The organism is Clostridium neuense (assembly GCF_045310695.1).
Classification (GTDB): domain Bacteria; phylum Bacillota; class Clostridia; order Clostridiales; family Clostridiaceae; genus Clostridium_S; species Clostridium_S neuense.
The window spans coordinates 155,502-173,158 of sequence record NZ_JBJIAA010000007.1; the positions used below are offsets into that span (position 1 = coordinate 155,502).

Consider the following 17,657-nt stretch of genomic DNA (forward strand, 5'->3'; position numbering starts at 1 on the left):
GTGCTTAGAATTACCACTAAGATTTATAGGACTTTTTTAATGTAACTAATTTTTAGGTTTTGCATTTATTATTAAGAGGACCAGTTTGTGGCTTTCAAATCATATGGGCTTATGCCCAAACTTCAATATGCGTACTTCGCAATTTTTTATTAAATATTACTGGACTCTTTTAAATTCAAATTTGTTTCCATTTCTTCAGAGTTATCTTGAGTAGCTTCTGTAAAACTCAGATCAACCTCATCTAAAGGAATAACTTTTGTATGATGCTTTATTTTGTATCCTATATACAATGCAAAAAATAGTGGAATACCTATATAGGATGCAATTAATCCTTGCCAGTCAATACCATTAGGAGTTATGCATGAATACCCTTGACCAAGTATTATAACTACACACATTATTAATGCAAGTATAGGCCCAAATGGATACAGTATAGCTTTGTATTTTAAGGAATTTAAGTCTTTATTTTGATAAATAAAAGCTTTCCTAAATCTATAATGACATATAGCAATTCCTACCCAAGCTATAAAACCAGCGAGACCAGAGGCTGCTACTAGCCAAACATAAACAGTACTCTCAGCATAAAATCCAGTTAGAAAGCAGAGAGAAGCTATTATTGTAGTTAAAATTAAAGCGTTTATAGGGACACCTCTATTGTTTGTTTTAGAAAATAATTTAGGAGCCATACCTTCTTTAGCCATTGAATAAAGCATTCTGCTTGAAGCGTACATACCGGAATTACCGGCAGATAATACAGAGGTTAATATTATTGCATTCATTATTGAAGCTGCACCGGCTATACCTGCTCTTTCAAAAACCATTGTGAAGGGGCTTGTTTTAACTCCAGCAGTAGTAAATGGTATTATGGCACCTATAACTATTATTGTGCCTAAATAAAATATTAAAATTCTCCAAAATATTGAGTGTATTGCTTTTGGAATAGTTTTTTCAGGGTTTTCACTTTCTCCAGCAGCAACACCTATGAGTTCTGTTCCCTGAAATGAGAAACCAGCAATTAGGAATATAGCAAATAATGACTTAAAGCCGCCATTAAATGGACCACCAGCTATGAAATAGTTATGAAATCCAATACTTTTTCCACCCATTATACCCAAAATCATTAAAACTCCAATTACTAAAAATACAATAACAGTAACAACTTTAATTCCAGCAAACCAGAATTCCGATTCACCATATGCCTTTGAAGATAAAACATTTAAACCTACTATTATTACTAAAAATAACATACTCCAAAAAATACCTGGTACATGTGGAAACCAATATTTCATTATCAAAGAACCTGCAACCATCTCAGCAGCAATTGTTATTGCCCAGTTGTACCAATAGTTCCAGCCAAGTGAAAAGCCAAGTGCTGGATCAATAAATTTATCAGCATAAGTACTAAATGAACCTGATATTGGCATATATGTTGCCATCTCACCTAAGCTTGTAATTAAAAAATATACCATTATGCCTATTAAGCCATAAGCGGCAAGTGCACCTCCAGGACCAGCTTGATGTATAGTATCACCCATTGCAAGAAATATACCTGTACCAATAGAACCACCTAAAGCTATCATATTTAAATGTCTAGCCTTTAAACTTCTCTTTAATCCACTGTTTTGTTCACTCATAATTATCCTCCAAGTTGTTTTAGATTTCTATAAGTAACTAAAGATAAACCACCTTGAAGCGATTTATCTATAACTAAGATAATATAAAGAGTTGAAAAATAAAAAATGCCATGAAAGCATATTCATGGCATTTATACGAAAGTTATATATTCTTAACAAATACAAGAAATAACGTATATTATCATTGAAAATAGCTCTCCACAAAATCATTTGTGACAGTCTTATACATATTTTGCATAAGCCCAGCAAATAGTATTAAAGCAATTAGCTATTTACTTCGGCGAAAAATCCTTTCATATTATTTCATCTAGCTTACATCCATAATATTACTATTAAGTTTCGCGCCTCTACCTCAGTTATGTACTTTTTAGTTTATCACCAATTATCCACTGAAATTTAAAATAAGTCAAGTCAAGCGTATTTGTACATGCTTAAAGTTTTAATTGGTTTTATTAATAAAATGATATAATTACTATAAGTATTTATTGATTTCTATCTAAACAAGGTGATAATATTAAAAAAATGATTTTAATGAAGGGGACGCATAGAAATGAATATTAAAATTAGACGAGTATTAATTGATGACTTAGATGAAGTGACAAAAATCGAGAAAATATGTTTTCCAGAAGCAGAAGCAGCTTCGAGAGAATCCTTTGAAAGTCGCATAAAAACATTTCCTGATAGTTTCTTTGTTGCAGAAGATGATGAAAAAATTATTGGATTTATTAATGGATGTGTTACGAATGAAAATACTATTTATGATGAATTGTATGAAAATTCTTCACTTCATGTTAAAGATGGAGCTTATCAGACGATTTTTGGACTTGATGTTATACCAGATTATCAAAGGCAGGGGATTGCAGCACAGCTTATGAATCACATGATAAAATATGCAAAAGAATCTGGAAAAAAGGGGGTTATTCTCACTTGTAAGGAAAAGCTTATTCACTATTATTCAAAGTTTGGATATATAAATAAGGGCATATCCAAATCCGTTCATGGTGGTGCTACGTGGTATGATATGATTCTGAAACTGTAGGGGTAATAGAGAATTTATAGAGAATGCGAAGTAACTTAATCAGTGCACAGTTCACAGTGAAGGATGATTTATCTTCCTCTCGTCAGATAAATCTAAAACTTATAAATGATATTATTTTGATATAAGAATTTATATATGATGAACTGTACAAGTTTACAGGTGAAATTCCGTAGGTACGAAGGAATTTTTTCCTTGCACCACTGTGGAAGTGAAGTAGCAATGCTGAAGGAACGATTTAAAAAAATCCTAATAAATCTTTGCGAAAAAATCACAAAATACTTAGATATTTCAATTGTCTGAGCATTTTTTTAGCGAGTTATTGAAATATCTAAGGATTTTGTGATTTTTTCACATTAGATTTATAGGAGTTTTTTAATGTGACGAAGCATTGTTAATTCGCATTATTTAACCAAATTCATGTCCTGGTATTGCATTATTAACAAAAGTTTTGCCTTCTAATTCTTTAAATCCAGATACCTCTATGTCCGTTACAGCAGGGTATGCGTGATGGTAATCTGGAAATGTAAAGTGAATAGTATAATTCTTTCCAGTGAAAGTAGCTTTTGTTCCGTCATCTGTAAAAACAGCTGTGTTAGTAAGGAAAACGACTTTTTTTATTTTTTTTTCTGAATCCAACATTTTGTATACAGTGAAGTCAAAAGAAGTATCTTTAACATTGGAAATGGCAATTTCATAATATTGTTTTAATAAATGCTCTGGTGATCCATAGACTGCATTATCAAAATAGGTGCCTTCGTATAGCTTGACTTTACCACTTATATTAGTTGTATTTGTTTTAGCTGAGGTACTTGTTGAGTTTGTATTTGTTTTTATTTGGGTATTTTGCTTTGTATCCTTGACCTGAGCATTGTTATCAGAAACTGGTGTTTTATTATCAGAACTTGATGTTTTCGTGGGAATTTTCTTAGTGCTGTTTAGAGCCATTTTTTCAGCAACTGAACCACAGCTAGTAAGGCCTGTTATGGCAACTGCAGCTATTAAAGTTAGTGATATAATAGTTTTTATACGCGAACTTTTTTTAAAATTACTAATCATAATAATTCTCCTTTTATAACTGGATTTATTTTTAGAAATTCCTGCTGTCACCGGAATAAAGTTGGATTCTGAAAAGAGTCTTAATAGTTTTAATATTGTACTGCCATAATCCTCATACTGTTCTTTTTTTATATACTTTAAAGCAGCTGCATCACATGATATTTCACAGTCTTCGTGCATTTTGTAAAAAGCATACCATATTATTGGATTGAAGAAATAAACAACTTGGAGTAATACAATAATCCAGTTTAGAAGTATGTCTTTTCTTTTATAATGAGATAATTCATGCAGAAAAATATATTTTATTTCATCATCACTTAAGTTTTCCATGTATGCTTCGGAAATCAAAATATTAACTTTTAAGAATCCATATAAAGCAGGGGTTCTTAACTTATTTGTAGTCAATATAGTTATATTACGTTTTATATGCATAATCTTTTTGCAACTTTTTAATGCAGAAGTTATTCTTATATTCTTTGATTTTTTATAATGTTTAAGTTTTATAGCAAAAACTGTATTTATATATATAGTGTATATAAGCATAATAACTATACCGATTAACCATATGTAGCATATGAAATTTATTATAAAGTTGTAATTTCTAGTTTGAATTACATTTAAAGAAATTGAATTAGAGTTTTGTTTTTGTATATTAAAATTGTTTGAAGGTACGGTGATGTTGTTTAAAGAAATATTTGATTTATTGGGTGTGTTCTTAGGGTGATTTATATTTTGCACGATACTTTGAGGTAAATTTATTTTTTGTGCTGTAGAAGAAAATAAAGTATATATACTTGTGGGGCTTTCAATATAAAAGGGCATTAGCAGCCGTATAATTAGTAAAATCCATATATAATAATGGTATTTAGGGGTTAGTGCTTTATTAAATATCTTTTTTATTAAGATAATAATTAAAGCAAGGATGCTTGCATTGAAGCTTAAATATGCAATTTGTTTAAAAAGCCAAACAATAGTATCCATAATAAATTACCTACTTTTTTTAGAATGTAATAATTTTTCAAGTTCATCTATTTCTTCTTCCGATAACTTATCATCTTTGATGAAGTTAGCCATCATTAAATTAAGAGATCCATTAAAACATTTTTGAAGAAAGGTTTTTGTCTCAGCTTGAACGCAATCCTTTTCAGATACTATAGGGGAGTAATTATAATAAGTTTTTTTCTTTTCTGCTTTTAACGCACCTTTTGCAACTAAACGTCTAATTAAAGTGTGTATTGTTTTTGGGTTCCAATCTGTATCTGAACTTAGAGCTTCAACTATTTCACTAGCGAGTATGGGATTTTTATCCCAAACAACCTTCATAACCTTCCACTCAGAATCTGAAATATTTTTCATAGTTAATTCAATCCTTTCCTGTATTACAATTGTACTACAATATTATCTTACAATTGTAATACCATTTTGTCAACAAAAAAAGTTGCGAAGGAACAATGCCTCGTCACGTTAAAAAAATCCTAATAAATCTAAGGTTCAAAAATTGTAAAATACTAAGATATTTCAATAACTCGCTGGGAAAAAGCTCAGACAGATTGAAATATCTAAGTATTTTACAATTTTTGAACCAAGATTTATTAGGATTTTTTTAAATCGTTCCTTCTGCATTGTTCCTTCGCTTACACGGTGGTACAAGGAAAAAATTCCTCCGTACCTACGGAATTTTAGGCATGAATCTTTGCAACCCATTTTACTATGAAAAATTTTTCAACTTAATTTTCGGTAGCTAGTGAGTATGCTAGCAAGAGGAAGAAAATCATCCTTAACTTGCCACTTGTCACTGCTTCTAGTTAGTTCCCAGTATTAAAAAAATATTTATCTAGGGTATAAGCAATGCCATCTTCTTCATTAGATAAAGTTACTTCATCAGCTGCTTCTTTTAAAGCATCTACAGCATTATCCATGGCTACACCTATGCCAGCATATTTAACCATTGAGGCATCATTGTGTCCATCTCCAAAGGCAATCATTTCTTCTTTTTTATATCCCATAGGAATTAGCACACTATCTAATGCTTTAGCTTTATCAATTCCTTTGGCAGTATATTCAAAAAAGAAATCGGCCGTAAACATGCAACTTAAAGTATCCTTAAAAGGTTCCATCATTTCTTTGTAATGTGCTTCTAAATATTCAGGAGATCCAGCAGTTAAAATTTTATTTAATGGATAGTCAGCAAAGGCAGCTAAATCATCCTTTTCACATAATTTAAATTTATTATTACGTCCTTCATATTTAATTATATTAAAAGGTTCACCTTTGTAATCTATCATATTGTTATAAACATCGTTAACATACATGTAATTGTCTTTAACAACCATAGGTATGACATCAAATTTCTTCATATGCTCAAGAACTGCTTGTCCTTGCTCTATGTTCATAGTTTCATTAAATAGAACCTTATTAGTTTCGCAATCTGTAACTTTAGAACCATTAAAGGAAACTAGAAGACCATGATTTTCATTCATTTTTAATTCCTTAGCAAAATCCATTAATCCAGAAGTAGGTCTTCCTGATGCTAAAACTAGGATAGCACCAGCTTTCTGTGCCTCGATTAAAGCTGCTTTAGTTTTTGGTGTGATTACTTTTTCGTTGTTAGTTAATGTACCATCTATATCCATGATAATTACTTTTATATTGCTCATATGTTTTCCTCCTACGTTTTTAATCTTATTATACTAATATTTTCTTTATAAATAAATAGCTTAGATAAATAGTATTTGGAAGATAATTAATAAATCTAAGAGCGTAAGTTTTTTAAGATTTAGGCTCTTAGATTTATGTCTTTTATTTAATATTACGAAATACTATTACTTTAACTACATCCTGTAGTTGAACCACAGTCCAAGCATACATAGCATGTTCCGTTTCTAACCATTCTAGTTGAAGAACAGTTATGGCAAGTGAGGTTGTATATTCTTTCGCCTTCTGATTTTTTTATATTGAGTTTGGGCTTAGGAACTTCAATATTATCTGGTTTAACTTCACATCTTGAGTAATCATTAAGTTCTATATCTATTATTTTACTTACAAGGTCAGAAATTGATGTAGCATGTTTTATATAAGGGTGTTTTTGAACAAAACCATAAGGTTCATATTTTTGTCCTCGCAGCATTTTTGAAATATCCTTAGGTGGTACATGATACTGCAGCATTACTGATATTGATTTAGAAAGAGAATTTAAAAGTCCCATTATTATAGTGCCTTCTCTATCTGTAGTTATATATATTTCAGAAATTTCACCACTTTCATTTCTATTTACAGTAGTGTATATTTTAACATCTTCAATTTGTGCCGGGTGCGTAGTCCCATACCTTATACCTATTGGTTTTTTTCTTTGTGCATATTTTATAAATGGCTTTTCTAGTGCTTTTATTTTGGTTATAAGTTCTTTATAAGTCATGTCTTCTAATTTTACGTTTTCATTTTCTGATAAACTTGTGTTTAAAGGCTGACTTTCTTTAGAAGAATCTCTGTAAAGCGTTATTCCTTTTATGCCAAGCTTCCAGGATTCCAAAATTACATTTTTAAAATCATTAACAGAGGCAGTTTTAGGTAGATTTACAGTTTTAGATACTGAGCCTGATATTAATGGTACAATTGAAGCAACCATTAAAACATGACCCATTGGAGCAATATATCTTTCACCTGTGCCACATTTATTTGCGGTATCAAAAATTGGCAAATCTTTAGCCTTTATGTGAGGTGCTCCTTCTATTTTCCCATCAGCAATGGTTTCATATTCAAAGCCATTTTTATCGTGAACAGTTTTTTTTCTTAGTATATAATCTGATATATCATTTATTTCGTTGTCTGTATATCCAAGGTTTTTAAGAGTTTTTTTAATTAATGGGTTTATAATTGTCATGTATCCACCGCCGGATAATTTTTTATATATAACATGACTAAAAAATGGTTCTATAGAGGTTGAAGCGCAATCCATTGCAAAGGAAATTGTTCCTGTTGGTGCTATTACGGAAACTTGTGCGTTTCTATAGCCGAATTTTTCACCAGAAATTACAGTAGAATTCCAAATTTCTTTAAGTGAAGAACTTATATATTCAAGTTTCTCATTTTTAAGTATTTCATGATTAACTTTTATAGGCTCATAGTCAATATCTTCAAAAGGTGTTTCTAAAGCTCCAGCAGCTCTAGCATGATTTCTAATTACTTTTAGCATATATTTCTTATTTATATCGTATTTTTCAAAAGGATGAATTTTTTTTGCCATTAGCGAAGAAATATAATAAGAGTACCCTGTAAGAATTCCTATTAAGCTTGAAGCGATGGTTCTTCCTTCATTAGAATCATAAGCATAGCCCATTATCATAAGTAGTGCTGCTAAATTTGATACACCAAGTCCTGTTGTCCTAAACATATAGGTTCTTCTTGCAACATCTTCAGTTGGAAAGTGCCCCCAGTTAATAGAGGCTTCTAAAATAAGTTGTACTAATCCAATTACATGTTTATAGCCTTCAACATCAAAGGTTTTGTTTTCTTCATTATAGAATTTACATAAATTTATTGAAGCAAGATTACAGGAAGTATCGTCTAAAAATGCATATTCACCGCATGGATTAGTGGAATTAATTTTATTATATGAAGCATTATGAATTCCATCCTCACCGCAAGGGCATGTGTGCCAAGCATTTAATCTATCTGAAAAAAGAGGAGCTGGATCGGCACATCTCCAAGCTGATTTTGTAAAGGCTTCCCATATATCACTTACTTTTTCAAGCTTGTTTACGGAAGGATCTACACGTCCTTTAAGTTCAATTTTACTATCTGGTTTTTTATCTAAATTACATACTTTTTTCATAAATTCATTGGAAAACATCACAGAATTGTTACCGTTTTGTCCTGATACTGTTTCATAGGCTTCACCTTCAAAGCTAGCATCATATCCCATTTTCCCAAGGGCTTTAACTTTATCTTCCTCTTTGGCTTTCCAGGTTATATAATCTATAATTTCAGGATGGTCAACATTTAAACAGAGCATTTTTGCAGCACGTCTTGTTGTTCCGCCTGATTTTATTGCACCTGCATTCCTATCCAGACCTTTTAAAAAACTCATTAAGCCTGAAGAAAAACCTCCTCCTGAAAGTTTTTCTCCTTTGGCTCTTATTGGCGAGAAATTTGTACCAGTACCTGAACCACCTTTAAATAGTTTAGTTTCTGTAACATATTGTTGAGATATAGAATGATCGCCAAGAAGCTTATCTTGTATAGAAATTATAAAACAGGCAGAAGCTTGAGTTCTTGAAAAAGCGTCTTTGCTTAATACAACTTTTTTCTGCTTAGGATCATAATAAAAATTACCTTGAGGATTTCCATTTATGCCATATATGAGTGAAAGACCTGTATTGAACCACTGCGGTGAATTAGGTGCATACATTTGATTTAAAAAGGCATAAACAAGTTCATCATAGACAATTTGCTCATCATGTTCATTTTCTATAAGTTTTTCATCTTTTAGTGATTCGCACCAAAAGGATACTAATCTATGAGCAACCATTTTTAGACTATTTTCATATCCACATTCATTTGGAATTCCAGCTTTTCTAAAATATTTAGAAGCAATTATATCACATGCATTTTGAGAATAATTTTCGGGAAATTCTAGACCTTTCATATCAATTAGAATTTTACCTGTTTTTTGATCTTTCATAAGTACATTTACTTTTTTCCATTGAAATAAATCATATACAGTTTCACTTTTATTATTTTCAAGTTCCTTAGTATAAAATCTTTTGAAAAGAGTATCACTAATATTCATGTATAAACCTCCAATAAAAACTATATGTAGTATTATATGGACAAAAACATACTATATATTGTATAAAATTATAAATTAAAATTTTAATTCTTTCAACTGTTGTATTTTAGCTTTAAGTTAAAAAAGGTTAAGATTATATATGTTTTAGTACCATAAACTTTATTAAGTTAAATTTAATATATATTTTTAGTAATATAAAATGATATAATATATTTATTAGTGATAATGTTTATATAGAATATGTATTCGAAGTATGTATGAATGAGGCTTCTCTAAAATTTATTTTATACATCTTAAAGTGTTAGTTGAGCTCGTTTCAATATGTACAAGTATAAACGGAGGGGAATTTATGGAGATTTCAGGTATACGTAGAAATACAAGTGTTAAAAAAGAGAACAAAACAATTACAACTAAAAAGGATTTTTCGAGAAGTTTTAATTTTGCACAGCAAAAAAAATCTGAAGAGCAGCTTAAACAAATGCAAGAGGATATAAAGAAAAAAGGCAACAGACTTGCAATAACAAAGTGTTTTGTAGATGTAAATGCATACAAAAATCTTATAAAGGAATACCTTCAATCTGTTTTAAACTATATGTATTCGGTAAAAAAGGACATAAGTTTTTGGCAGACACAGTATTTTATTACAGTAGAAACTGTTGATAAAAAGTTAGAAGAACTAACTGAGCAAATAATGAGTGAAGAGAGAGAAAAGCTAAATGTAGCTAGTACCATAGATGATATCACGGGACTAATAGTAGATATGTATAAATAAATAGCGAAGTAGCAATGCTTCGTCGCATTAAAAAAATCCTATAAATCTAAGGTAAAAAAATCATAAAATCCTAAGATATTTCAATAACTCGCTGTGAAAACGCTCAGACAGATTGAAATATCTAAGTATTTTATGATTTTTTTACCAAGATTTATTAGAATTTTTTTAAACTGTTCTTTCAGCATTGTTACTTCGCTCCCACGGTAGTGCAAGGAAAAAATTCCTCCGTGCCTACGGAATTTTGGACGTGAATTTTTGTACTATATATTTATTACCATTAATTTTATTTAATATGCTGAGATGTACTTACTTCATTTGACGGTAGAACAAGGAAAACACATATATTGGAACTTGGGCATAAGGCTATGTGATTGATGAATAAAATGTTATGTACTTTATACAATACGCTTCTCCATGAAAAATTGTGGTAAACATATACAAAATTTAATAATGCTAAAAACAAAGAAATGAATTTTAATGGGATATTTTTACGGAACTTTAATTTTTGAATTGATTTTTTATATTTTTTGTATTTACAAAATAATAATAGGTTTAAAAGTAGTTATAAAGGATAAGAAAAAAGGGTATCTAATATTAATAATTATTTTAATACCACTAGCAACATGTTTTTTTTATGATGTTACAATTCCTAAAATTAAGGATATAAAGTATGCTTTAAATGAAGATTTACTAGTTCATAAGGGAACGGTTGAAAAGACTTATCTAACAGGAAAGGTAAATATATTTGTTTTAGATGGTAAAGAATATCAATACAATCCATGGAAATTTAAACCTATACAAAAAAATAAATATGAATTACATTACTTACCTAATAGTAGGTTTGTTGTGAAATATGAAGAAGAACAACATAAAAACAGTGACAAGTGACAGGTGGCAAGTTAAGGATGATTTTCTTCCGCTTGCTCGTACACTCACTCACTACCGAAAATCATACAACTTATTATACATTTTCCTGAGGGAAAATGAAGTTCAAATTAAGTTTGAAAGTTTTTCGCAGCGAAGTGGAGAAAAACTCACCTTAACTTGTCACTTGTCCTTTGTCACTGTTTTTTAGTTAGTCCAGCTATTGTAAGATGCATCAGATGGCATTCTCCAGTCTCCTCTTGGGGAAAGGCTTATGCTTCCAACTTTTGGACCATCAGGAATGGCAGAACGTTTAAATTGCTGTGTGAAAAATCTTTTTATAAATTGATTGAGCCATTTTTCTATAGTCTTCTCATCATAAGTGTTCTTAAAAGCTTGTTTTGCTATAAATAGTATTTTCTCTGGTGTGGAACCTTGTTTTATGAAATAGTATAAAAAGAAATCATGAAGCTCATAAGGTCCAACAATATCTTCTGTTTTTTGTGTTATATTTCCAGCCTTATCCTTTGGCAATAGTTCAGGACTCACAGGAGTATCAAGTATGTCAATAAGTATTTCAGAGGTTTTTTTATCTACTTCCTTTTGAGCTACATATTTTACAAGGTATCTAACAAGAGTTTTAGGTATAGAGCAGTTTACAGCATACATTGACATGTGGTCTCCATTGTATGTACACCATCCAAGTGCAAGTTCAGATAAATCACCAGTTCCAATTACAAGTCCTCCTTCTTTATTTGCTATATCCATTAGAATCTGAGTTCTTTCTCTAGCCTGAACATTTTCATAGGTTACATCATGAATTTCAGCTGCATGGCTTATATCCTTAAAATGAACAAGGCAAGCGGGGACTATATCTATTTCTCTAAGTTCAGTGCCTAAGTTTTTGCATAGATTTACAGCATTGTTATAGGTTCTGTCTGTAGTTCCAAAGCCTGGCATAGTAACAGTTATTATATTTTTTCTATCAATTTTTAGCATGTCAAAGGTTTTAACTATTACAAGAAGGGCAAGAGTTGAATCTAGGCCTCCAGATATGCCTATTACTGCTTTATTGAGTCTAGTGTGACTAAATCTTTTGCCAAGTCCTGCGGTCTGAATATTAAAAATCTCCTTGCATCTTAAGTCTCGCTCTTCTTCATTTGAAGGAACAAATGGATGGGAATCAATGAACCTATCAAAATTGCCCATATCGTTATTTGAGTATTTAAATTCTATTATTTGAGCTTCGTAAGGGCACAATCTTATACTATCTCTAAAGCTTATATTTTTTAGACGTTCACTGGTTAGTCTTTCCATATCTATGATAGAGGTAATAACTTCATTATCTCTTTGAAATCTTTTATTTTCTTTGAGGAGAGTTCCATTTTCTGTTATAATAAGATGACCGCTGAAAACTAAATCTGTGCTTGATTCAAAAACTCCAGAAGATGCATACAAATAAGCACACATGCATCTTGCACTTTGGTTTTCTACAAGATGTTTTCTATAATCGGACTTGCTTACTATTTCATTTGAAGCGGAAAGATTGACAATAACATTTGCACCAAGTAGGCTTAAATAACTGCTTGGAGGTATTGTAACCCACAGATCTTCACATACTTCTATTCCAAGCTTTAAGTCTCCACATTTAAATATTAGATTACTTCCAAAGGGGATATTTTTTTCAAAGTCAAGGTTTACAACTTTGCTCTTGATATTAAAGCCTTCTGTAAACCACCTTTTTTCGTAAAACTCTGAATAGTTTGGTATATAGTTTTTGGGAACAATTCCAAGTATTTTTCCTTTGAAAAGTACGTATGCGCAGTTGTATAGGCAGTAATCATATAACAGAGGAGCTCCTACAATTACAAGTATGTCAAGGTTTAATATGTATTTTTCTAATTCATTAATTGCATGTATAGATTTTTTTATTAAAATATCCTGTTCAAATAAATCTCCACAAGTGTATGAAGTTACAGAAAGTTCAGGAAAAACTACTATTTTTGAATGTTCGGCTTCAGCCTTATCTATACATTTTTTTATGTTTTCTATGTTAAAGTTTATATCTGCCACATTTGTTTTAGGGCAGGCGGCAGATGCTTTTATATATGTGTTTATCATTATAGTCACTCCTTAATCAATAATATAATATTATTATATCACGAATAATAATATATATAGGAACTTTAATAACTGCAAATAATGTGAAAATTAACGAAAAGTGAAGATTGAGTTCAAAAAATCACTTTAAAGGTTAAACAATACTGCTTTATAGGTTAAAAATAAAACTTTATTAATTCTGATTATTGGTGTAAATTATAAATATTGAGAGGGGGAATAATAATGGATACTATTCTAAAAATATGGATACTTATTTTTGTAATTATGATTTTTATTGATATAGTTACAAGTGGTTTTTTATTTGTATGGTTTTCAATAGGTGCTGCTGGAGCAATTGTAACTTATTTATTAGGTGGAAATGCAATCACTCAAGTAATTGTTTTTGCCATAATAAGCATTGTTTGCTTAGTCTTTGGATATCCTATGGCAAAAAAACTTATAAAAGGTACTGTAAAAAGGACTCCTCTTATGGAAGAAAAGTATATAGGAAAGGAGTTGATTGCCGAAAATAATATAGAGGATGTTTCAAAAATAATGGTTGGTGGAGTTTATTGGACAGCTCAAAATATTGGACATCCAATAAAAAAAGGAGAAAAATTTATAATCACTGGCATTAAAGGAAATAAGCTTTTAATAACTAAATAAAAAGGGAGATGTTAAAATGATAGGAAATATAGTATTAGTGGCCATTGTACTAATTGTATTATTAATTATTTTAAGTTGTTTAAAGGTAGTTACTACTGGATATGTTTTTATAGTTGAAAGGTTAGGACAATACCATAGGAGCCTTCAACCAGGATGGAATTTCATGATTCCTTTTGTTGATTTTGTAAGAGCTAAGGTTTCCACAAAGCAACAAATACTAGATATTGAACCTCAAAGTGTTATAACAAAGGATAATGTTAAAATATCTATAGATAATGTTATATTTTATAAGGTAATGAATGCGAGAGATGCTGTATATAACATAGAAAGCTATAAATCAGGTATTATATATTCTACTATAACAAACATGAGAAATATAGTTGGTAACATGACTCTTGATGAAGTTTTGTCAGGAAGAGATAAGATAAATCAAGAATTATTACAGGTGGTTGATGAGATTACGGATGCATATGGAATAAAAATATTATCTGTTGAAATAAAGAATATAATTCCACCAGCAGAAATACAGCAGGCAATGGAAAAACAAATGAGAGCAGAAAGAGATAAGAGAGCTACTATACTTCAGGCTGAAGGTCAAAAGCAGTCAGATATAGCAAGAGCTGAGGGAGAAAAGCAGGCAAAGATACTTCAAGCTGAAGCAGAAAAACAATCAAATATAAAACGTGCAGAAGGTCTTAGAGAATCACAACTTCTTGAAGCAGAAGGTAAGGCTAAAGCAATACAAAAAATAGCAGAAGCGGAAGCAGGAGCAATAGAAATTGTTAATAAGTCTATAATAGGATCTGGAACTAATGAAACAGTTATAGCATTAAAGCAAGTTGAAGCACTTAAAGAGATGGCTAAGAATCCAGCTAATAAACTTATACTTCCAAATGAAACATTATCATCTTTTGGTAGTATAGCAGCAATAGGAGAACTTTTAAAGAAGGATGCAAAGTAACAATAACAATGTCTTGTCACTTTAAAAAAATCCTATAAATCTAAGTGTTAATTTTAAGCGAGTACTTGCTTGAGGTATAGAAGTATAACAATCATATACGGGGTTTGGGATGTAATCCCTTTACCCTTCTTTAACTCGTATTAGTCATCTATATATTAGCCCAAACCTCGTGCATGTTTACTCGCTGAAAAAATGTTCAAACAATTGAAATACTAAGTATTTTACAATTTTTGAATTAGGATTTATTAGGACTTTTTTAAATCGTTCTTTCAGCATTGTTACTTCACTCACATGGCAATTCAAGGAAAAAATTCCTCTTTTCCTACGGAATTTTAGATGTAAAACTTGTACAGCATATCATATATAAATTCTTATATCAAAATAGCGTCATTTATTGTAAATTGGTTTATGCAGTAGTGTTATATACATATATCGACGATTATAATAATTTTATGGTAAAACATTACTTTAATGTGTTCAAATGGGTTGAATAAATAAAAAAAGTAGTTATAATTGGTAATATAGATTATAATATATTTTGTTTTTTTTAGAAAAATTTGATAAAATATTTTTAAGCAGTAAATGAAGGGGGAAATAGTTTGAAGATATTAATGTTGTCATGGGAATATCCGCCTAAAAATGTTGGAGGATTATCAACGCATGTGTATAATTTATCTAAGGCACTTAGTAATTTGGGGCATGAAATACATGTAATTACTTGTGAAGAAGGTACAGCACCTATTGAAGAAAATGATAATGGTGTTTATGTGCATAGGGTATCACCTTATAAAGTTGATACAGATGATTTTACAAAATGGGTTATGCATTTAAACTTTGCTATGATTGAAGAATGTATAAGATTGATAAGAAAAATAGGGAAAATAGATATTATTCATGCTCATGATTGGCTTACAGCATATTGTGCTAAAGTTCTAAAATGGTCTTATAAAATACCAACAGTATGTACTATGCATGCTACAGAGAAGGGAAGAAATAACGGTATAAGAACTGAAATGCAAAGGTACATATCTTCTGCAGAATGGTTATTAAATTATGAGGCATGGAAAGTAGTCGTATGCAGTACTTATATGAAAGAGGAAATAATAAATACATTTTCTATACCTGAAGATAAGGTATGGATAATACCAAATGGAGTAAATACTGAAGAATTTGATTTTGAATTTGACTGGCTTAATTATAGAAGACAGTTTGCAGCTGATGATGAAAAAATAGTGTTTTTTATAGGAAGACATGTATTTGAGAAGGGGATACAACTTCTTATAGATGCATCTTATGGGATAGTACAAGGATATAGTAAGGTTAAGTTTATAATTGCGGGAAAAGGACCTATGACAGAAGAATTAAAAAGTAGAGTAAGAAATATGGGGTTAGAAGGTAGATTTGTATTTACAGGATATATGAATAATGAAAGCAGAGATAAGCTTTATAAGGTTTCAAATGTTGTAGTATTACCATCTTTATATGAGCCATTTGGCATTGCAGCAATTGAGGCAATGGCTGCCGGATGTCCTGTGATAGTATCTGATACTGGTGGATTTAGTGAAATAGTAGAGCATAGATTTAATGGTATGAAAATGATAAATGGAAATGCAAATAGCTTAAAGGATAATGTACTTCAGCTTTTAAATGATGAAGAGCTTTGCAAGTATATGAGGGAAAATGCATACAAGACAGTAAGTGAAAATTATACTTGGAGCAGAGTTGCAGATTTAACTGTTAAAATGTACGATTTTGTGAAAGAAGAAGCTGATGGAACAGAATGGAGCTTAGGTGGTGAAATTACTACTAATAAGGAAGTAAGAAGCAAGCAACCTAGAAGAAGAACAAAAACTTCAACTAGCAAAAGCAATAAGAAGCAGGAAGTTAAGGCAGACGAAAAGGTTGAAGGAACAATTGAAATAACTAAAGAAATTGAGGCTGCTGTAGGAAGTGACGAGGAAAAAGTAGCCAAACCTAAAAGAACTTATAAAAAAAGAAGCTCATCAGCAGCAAAACCTAAAACTACAACTACAAGAAAAACAACCACGAGTAAAGATAAGACGAAGGATAAATAGTATTTGAGGTATATGGAGTCTAAGTTAGGCTCCTATTTTATTTGTTTCTTAATGTCCTTCTTATAGATTGATTTATGTGACTTTTTATTTTGTTTTTTTACTGAATATCCAAAGGTCCCCAGAGGTTTTGAAGTTAGTCCGTAATACTCACCGTGGTTATAGCATATTAAATTTGCTTTGTTAAAACATATTTTACCATTAGAATCCATGAGACTTTCATCTACTTTAACATTTAAAACTTCTAGTAGAAATAAGTCATGTGTACCAAGAGGAGTAATTGACTTTAACTTACATTCTAGGGCTATAGGTGAAATTTCTAACGAAGGTGTAGAAATGGATACTCCATCACTTAGCTTTAAGTTAAAATGTTGAACTTTGTCTTCTTTTTTGCCAGAAACAACCCCGCAATAATCTACAATTTTAACCATGCTTCTTGTAGGAAGATTTATAACACATTCTTTGCTTTCCTTAATATAACGATGAGAAAGCCTCTCTGGTCTTATTCCAATAGCTATTATAGGCTCTTTAGTGCAAACAGTACTTATCCAGCCTACTGTAAAAATATTTATTTTATTGGAAATGCTTTTGGAAGTAACAAGTACTACTGGTGTAGGATTTAGCATTACACTTCCTTTAAAATTTAATTTATTCATATTCAAGTCTCCTGTTCTAATAAAAATAATTAACTTATGAATCTAGAAC

At 30.6% G+C, this 17,657-nt stretch carries 13 protein-coding genes and 1 riboswitch; of the genes, 6 read left to right on the top strand and 7 right to left on the bottom strand.

The window, feature by feature from the left end:
- Positions 1-149 precede the first annotated feature (149 nt).
- Positions 150-1,634 carry an amino acid permease gene (locus ACJDT4_RS10070; protein ID WP_406787433.1) on the bottom strand — a complete coding sequence of 495 codons (1,485 nt, stop codon included), beginning with the start codon at positions 1,632-1,634 and terminating at the stop codon, positions 150-152.
- 183 nt (positions 1,635-1,817) lie between these two features.
- Positions 1,818-1,992: riboswitch (Lysine riboswitch) on the bottom strand.
- A 192-nt stretch (positions 1,993-2,184) separates the two neighbouring features.
- Here ACJDT4_RS10070 and ACJDT4_RS10075 point away from each other — a divergent pair.
- The gene (locus ACJDT4_RS10075; protein WP_406787434.1) at positions 2,185-2,673 is read left to right on the top strand and encodes a GNAT family N-acetyltransferase; all 489 of its coding nucleotides are present in this window, start codon (positions 2,185-2,187) and stop codon (positions 2,671-2,673) included.
- Positions 2,674-3,078: 405 nt separating this feature from the next.
- On the opposite strand, the gene ACJDT4_RS10080 is transcribed toward ACJDT4_RS10075, so the two are convergent.
- The 4 genes from ACJDT4_RS10080 to ACJDT4_RS10095 form a co-directional block, all read right to left on the bottom strand.
- Complete coding sequence (locus tag ACJDT4_RS10080) at positions 3,079-4,710, bottom strand: M56 family metallopeptidase (protein WP_406787435.1); 1,632 nt, start codon at positions 4,708-4,710, stop codon at positions 3,079-3,081.
- A gap of 6 nt (positions 4,711-4,716) precedes the next feature.
- Positions 4,717-5,085 (bottom strand): BlaI/MecI/CopY family transcriptional regulator, encoded by a 369-nt coding sequence (locus ACJDT4_RS10085; RefSeq protein ID WP_406787436.1) that lies wholly within the window; start codon positions 5,083-5,085, stop codon positions 4,717-4,719.
- Positions 5,086-5,534: 449 nt separating this feature from the next.
- Positions 5,535-6,386, bottom strand: coding sequence for a Cof-type HAD-IIB family hydrolase (locus ACJDT4_RS10090; protein ID WP_406787437.1), 852 nt, complete (start codon positions 6,384-6,386; stop codon positions 5,535-5,537).
- Positions 6,387-6,556: 170 nt separating this feature from the next.
- A complete protein-coding gene (locus ACJDT4_RS10095; RefSeq protein ID WP_406787438.1) occupies positions 6,557-9,517 on the bottom strand; it encodes a vitamin B12-dependent ribonucleotide reductase in 2,961 nt (986 codons plus the stop codon).
- Between the two features lie 349 nt (positions 9,518-9,866).
- Here ACJDT4_RS10095 and ACJDT4_RS10100 point away from each other — a divergent pair, with 349 nt between their 5' ends.
- Both ACJDT4_RS10100 and ACJDT4_RS10105 read left to right on the top strand, forming a co-directional pair.
- Positions 9,867-10,289, top strand: a complete 423-nt coding sequence (locus tag ACJDT4_RS10100) for a YaaR family protein (protein WP_406787439.1) — start codon at positions 9,867-9,869, stop codon at positions 10,287-10,289.
- A gap of 477 nt (positions 10,290-10,766) precedes the next feature.
- Positions 10,767-11,177 (top strand): hypothetical protein, encoded by a 411-nt coding sequence (locus tag ACJDT4_RS10105; RefSeq protein WP_406787440.1) that lies wholly within the window; start codon positions 10,767-10,769, stop codon positions 11,175-11,177.
- Between the two features lie 183 nt (positions 11,178-11,360).
- Here ACJDT4_RS10105 and ACJDT4_RS10110 read toward each other — a convergent pair whose 3' ends face one another.
- The gene (locus ACJDT4_RS10110) at positions 11,361-13,274 is read right to left on the bottom strand and encodes an NAD(+) synthase (RefSeq protein ID WP_406787441.1); all 1,914 of its coding nucleotides are present in this window, start codon (positions 13,272-13,274) and stop codon (positions 11,361-11,363) included.
- A gap of 222 nt (positions 13,275-13,496) precedes the next feature.
- Here ACJDT4_RS10110 and ACJDT4_RS10115 point away from each other — a divergent pair, with 222 nt between their 5' ends.
- From ACJDT4_RS10115 to ACJDT4_RS10125, 3 genes are all read left to right on the top strand, one after another.
- Positions 13,497-13,919 carry an NfeD family protein gene (locus tag ACJDT4_RS10115; RefSeq protein ID WP_406787442.1) on the top strand — a complete coding sequence of 141 codons (423 nt, stop codon included), beginning with the start codon at positions 13,497-13,499 and terminating at the stop codon, positions 13,917-13,919.
- Positions 13,920-13,935: 16 nt separating this feature from the next.
- The gene (locus ACJDT4_RS10120; RefSeq protein ID WP_406787443.1) at positions 13,936-14,880 is read left to right on the top strand and encodes an SPFH domain-containing protein; all 945 of its coding nucleotides are present in this window, start codon (positions 13,936-13,938) and stop codon (positions 14,878-14,880) included.
- A gap of 599 nt (positions 14,881-15,479) precedes the next feature.
- On the top strand, positions 15,480-16,955 hold the full coding sequence (locus ACJDT4_RS10125) for a glycosyltransferase family 4 protein (RefSeq protein WP_406787444.1): 1,476 nt from the start codon (positions 15,480-15,482) through the stop codon (positions 16,953-16,955).
- Positions 16,956-16,987: 32 nt separating this feature from the next.
- Here the strand turns inward: ACJDT4_RS10125 and ACJDT4_RS10130 are convergent, their stop codons facing one another.
- Positions 16,988-17,608, bottom strand: coding sequence for a flavin reductase family protein (locus tag ACJDT4_RS10130; protein ID WP_406787445.1), 621 nt, complete (start codon positions 17,606-17,608; stop codon positions 16,988-16,990).
- Positions 17,609-17,657: the final 49 nt, after the last annotated feature.

Bases quoted from the DNA above. Each gene is read 5' to 3' on its own strand.
- ACJDT4_RS10070 (WP_406787433.1), bottom strand. From the start codon at position 1,634: ATGAGTGAACAAAACAGTGGATTAAAGAGAAGTTTAAAGGCTAGACAT.
- ACJDT4_RS10075 (WP_406787434.1), top strand. From the start codon at position 2,185: ATGAATATTAAAATTAGACGAGTATTAATTGATGACTTAGATGAAGTG.
- ACJDT4_RS10080 (WP_406787435.1), bottom strand. From the start codon at position 4,710: ATGGATACTATTGTTTGGCTTTTTAAACAAATTGCATATTTAAGCTTC.
- ACJDT4_RS10085 (WP_406787436.1), bottom strand. From the start codon at position 5,085: ATGAAAAATATTTCAGATTCTGAGTGGAAGGTTATGAAGGTTGTTTGG.
- ACJDT4_RS10090 (WP_406787437.1), bottom strand. From the start codon at position 6,386: ATGAGCAATATAAAAGTAATTATCATGGATATAGATGGTACATTAACT.
- ACJDT4_RS10095 (WP_406787438.1), bottom strand. From the start codon at position 9,517: ATGAATATTAGTGATACTCTTTTCAAAAGATTTTATACTAAGGAACTT.
- ACJDT4_RS10100 (WP_406787439.1), top strand. From the start codon at position 9,867: ATGGAGATTTCAGGTATACGTAGAAATACAAGTGTTAAAAAAGAGAAC.
- ACJDT4_RS10105 (WP_406787440.1), top strand. From the start codon at position 10,767: ATGGGATATTTTTACGGAACTTTAATTTTTGAATTGATTTTTTATATT.
- ACJDT4_RS10110 (WP_406787441.1), bottom strand. From the start codon at position 13,274: ATGATAAACACATATATAAAAGCATCTGCCGCCTGCCCTAAAACAAAT.
- ACJDT4_RS10115 (WP_406787442.1), top strand. From the start codon at position 13,497: ATGGATACTATTCTAAAAATATGGATACTTATTTTTGTAATTATGATT.
- ACJDT4_RS10120 (WP_406787443.1), top strand. From the start codon at position 13,936: ATGATAGGAAATATAGTATTAGTGGCCATTGTACTAATTGTATTATTA.
- ACJDT4_RS10130 (WP_406787445.1), bottom strand. From the start codon at position 17,608: ATGAATAAATTAAATTTTAAAGGAAGTGTAATGCTAAATCCTACACCA.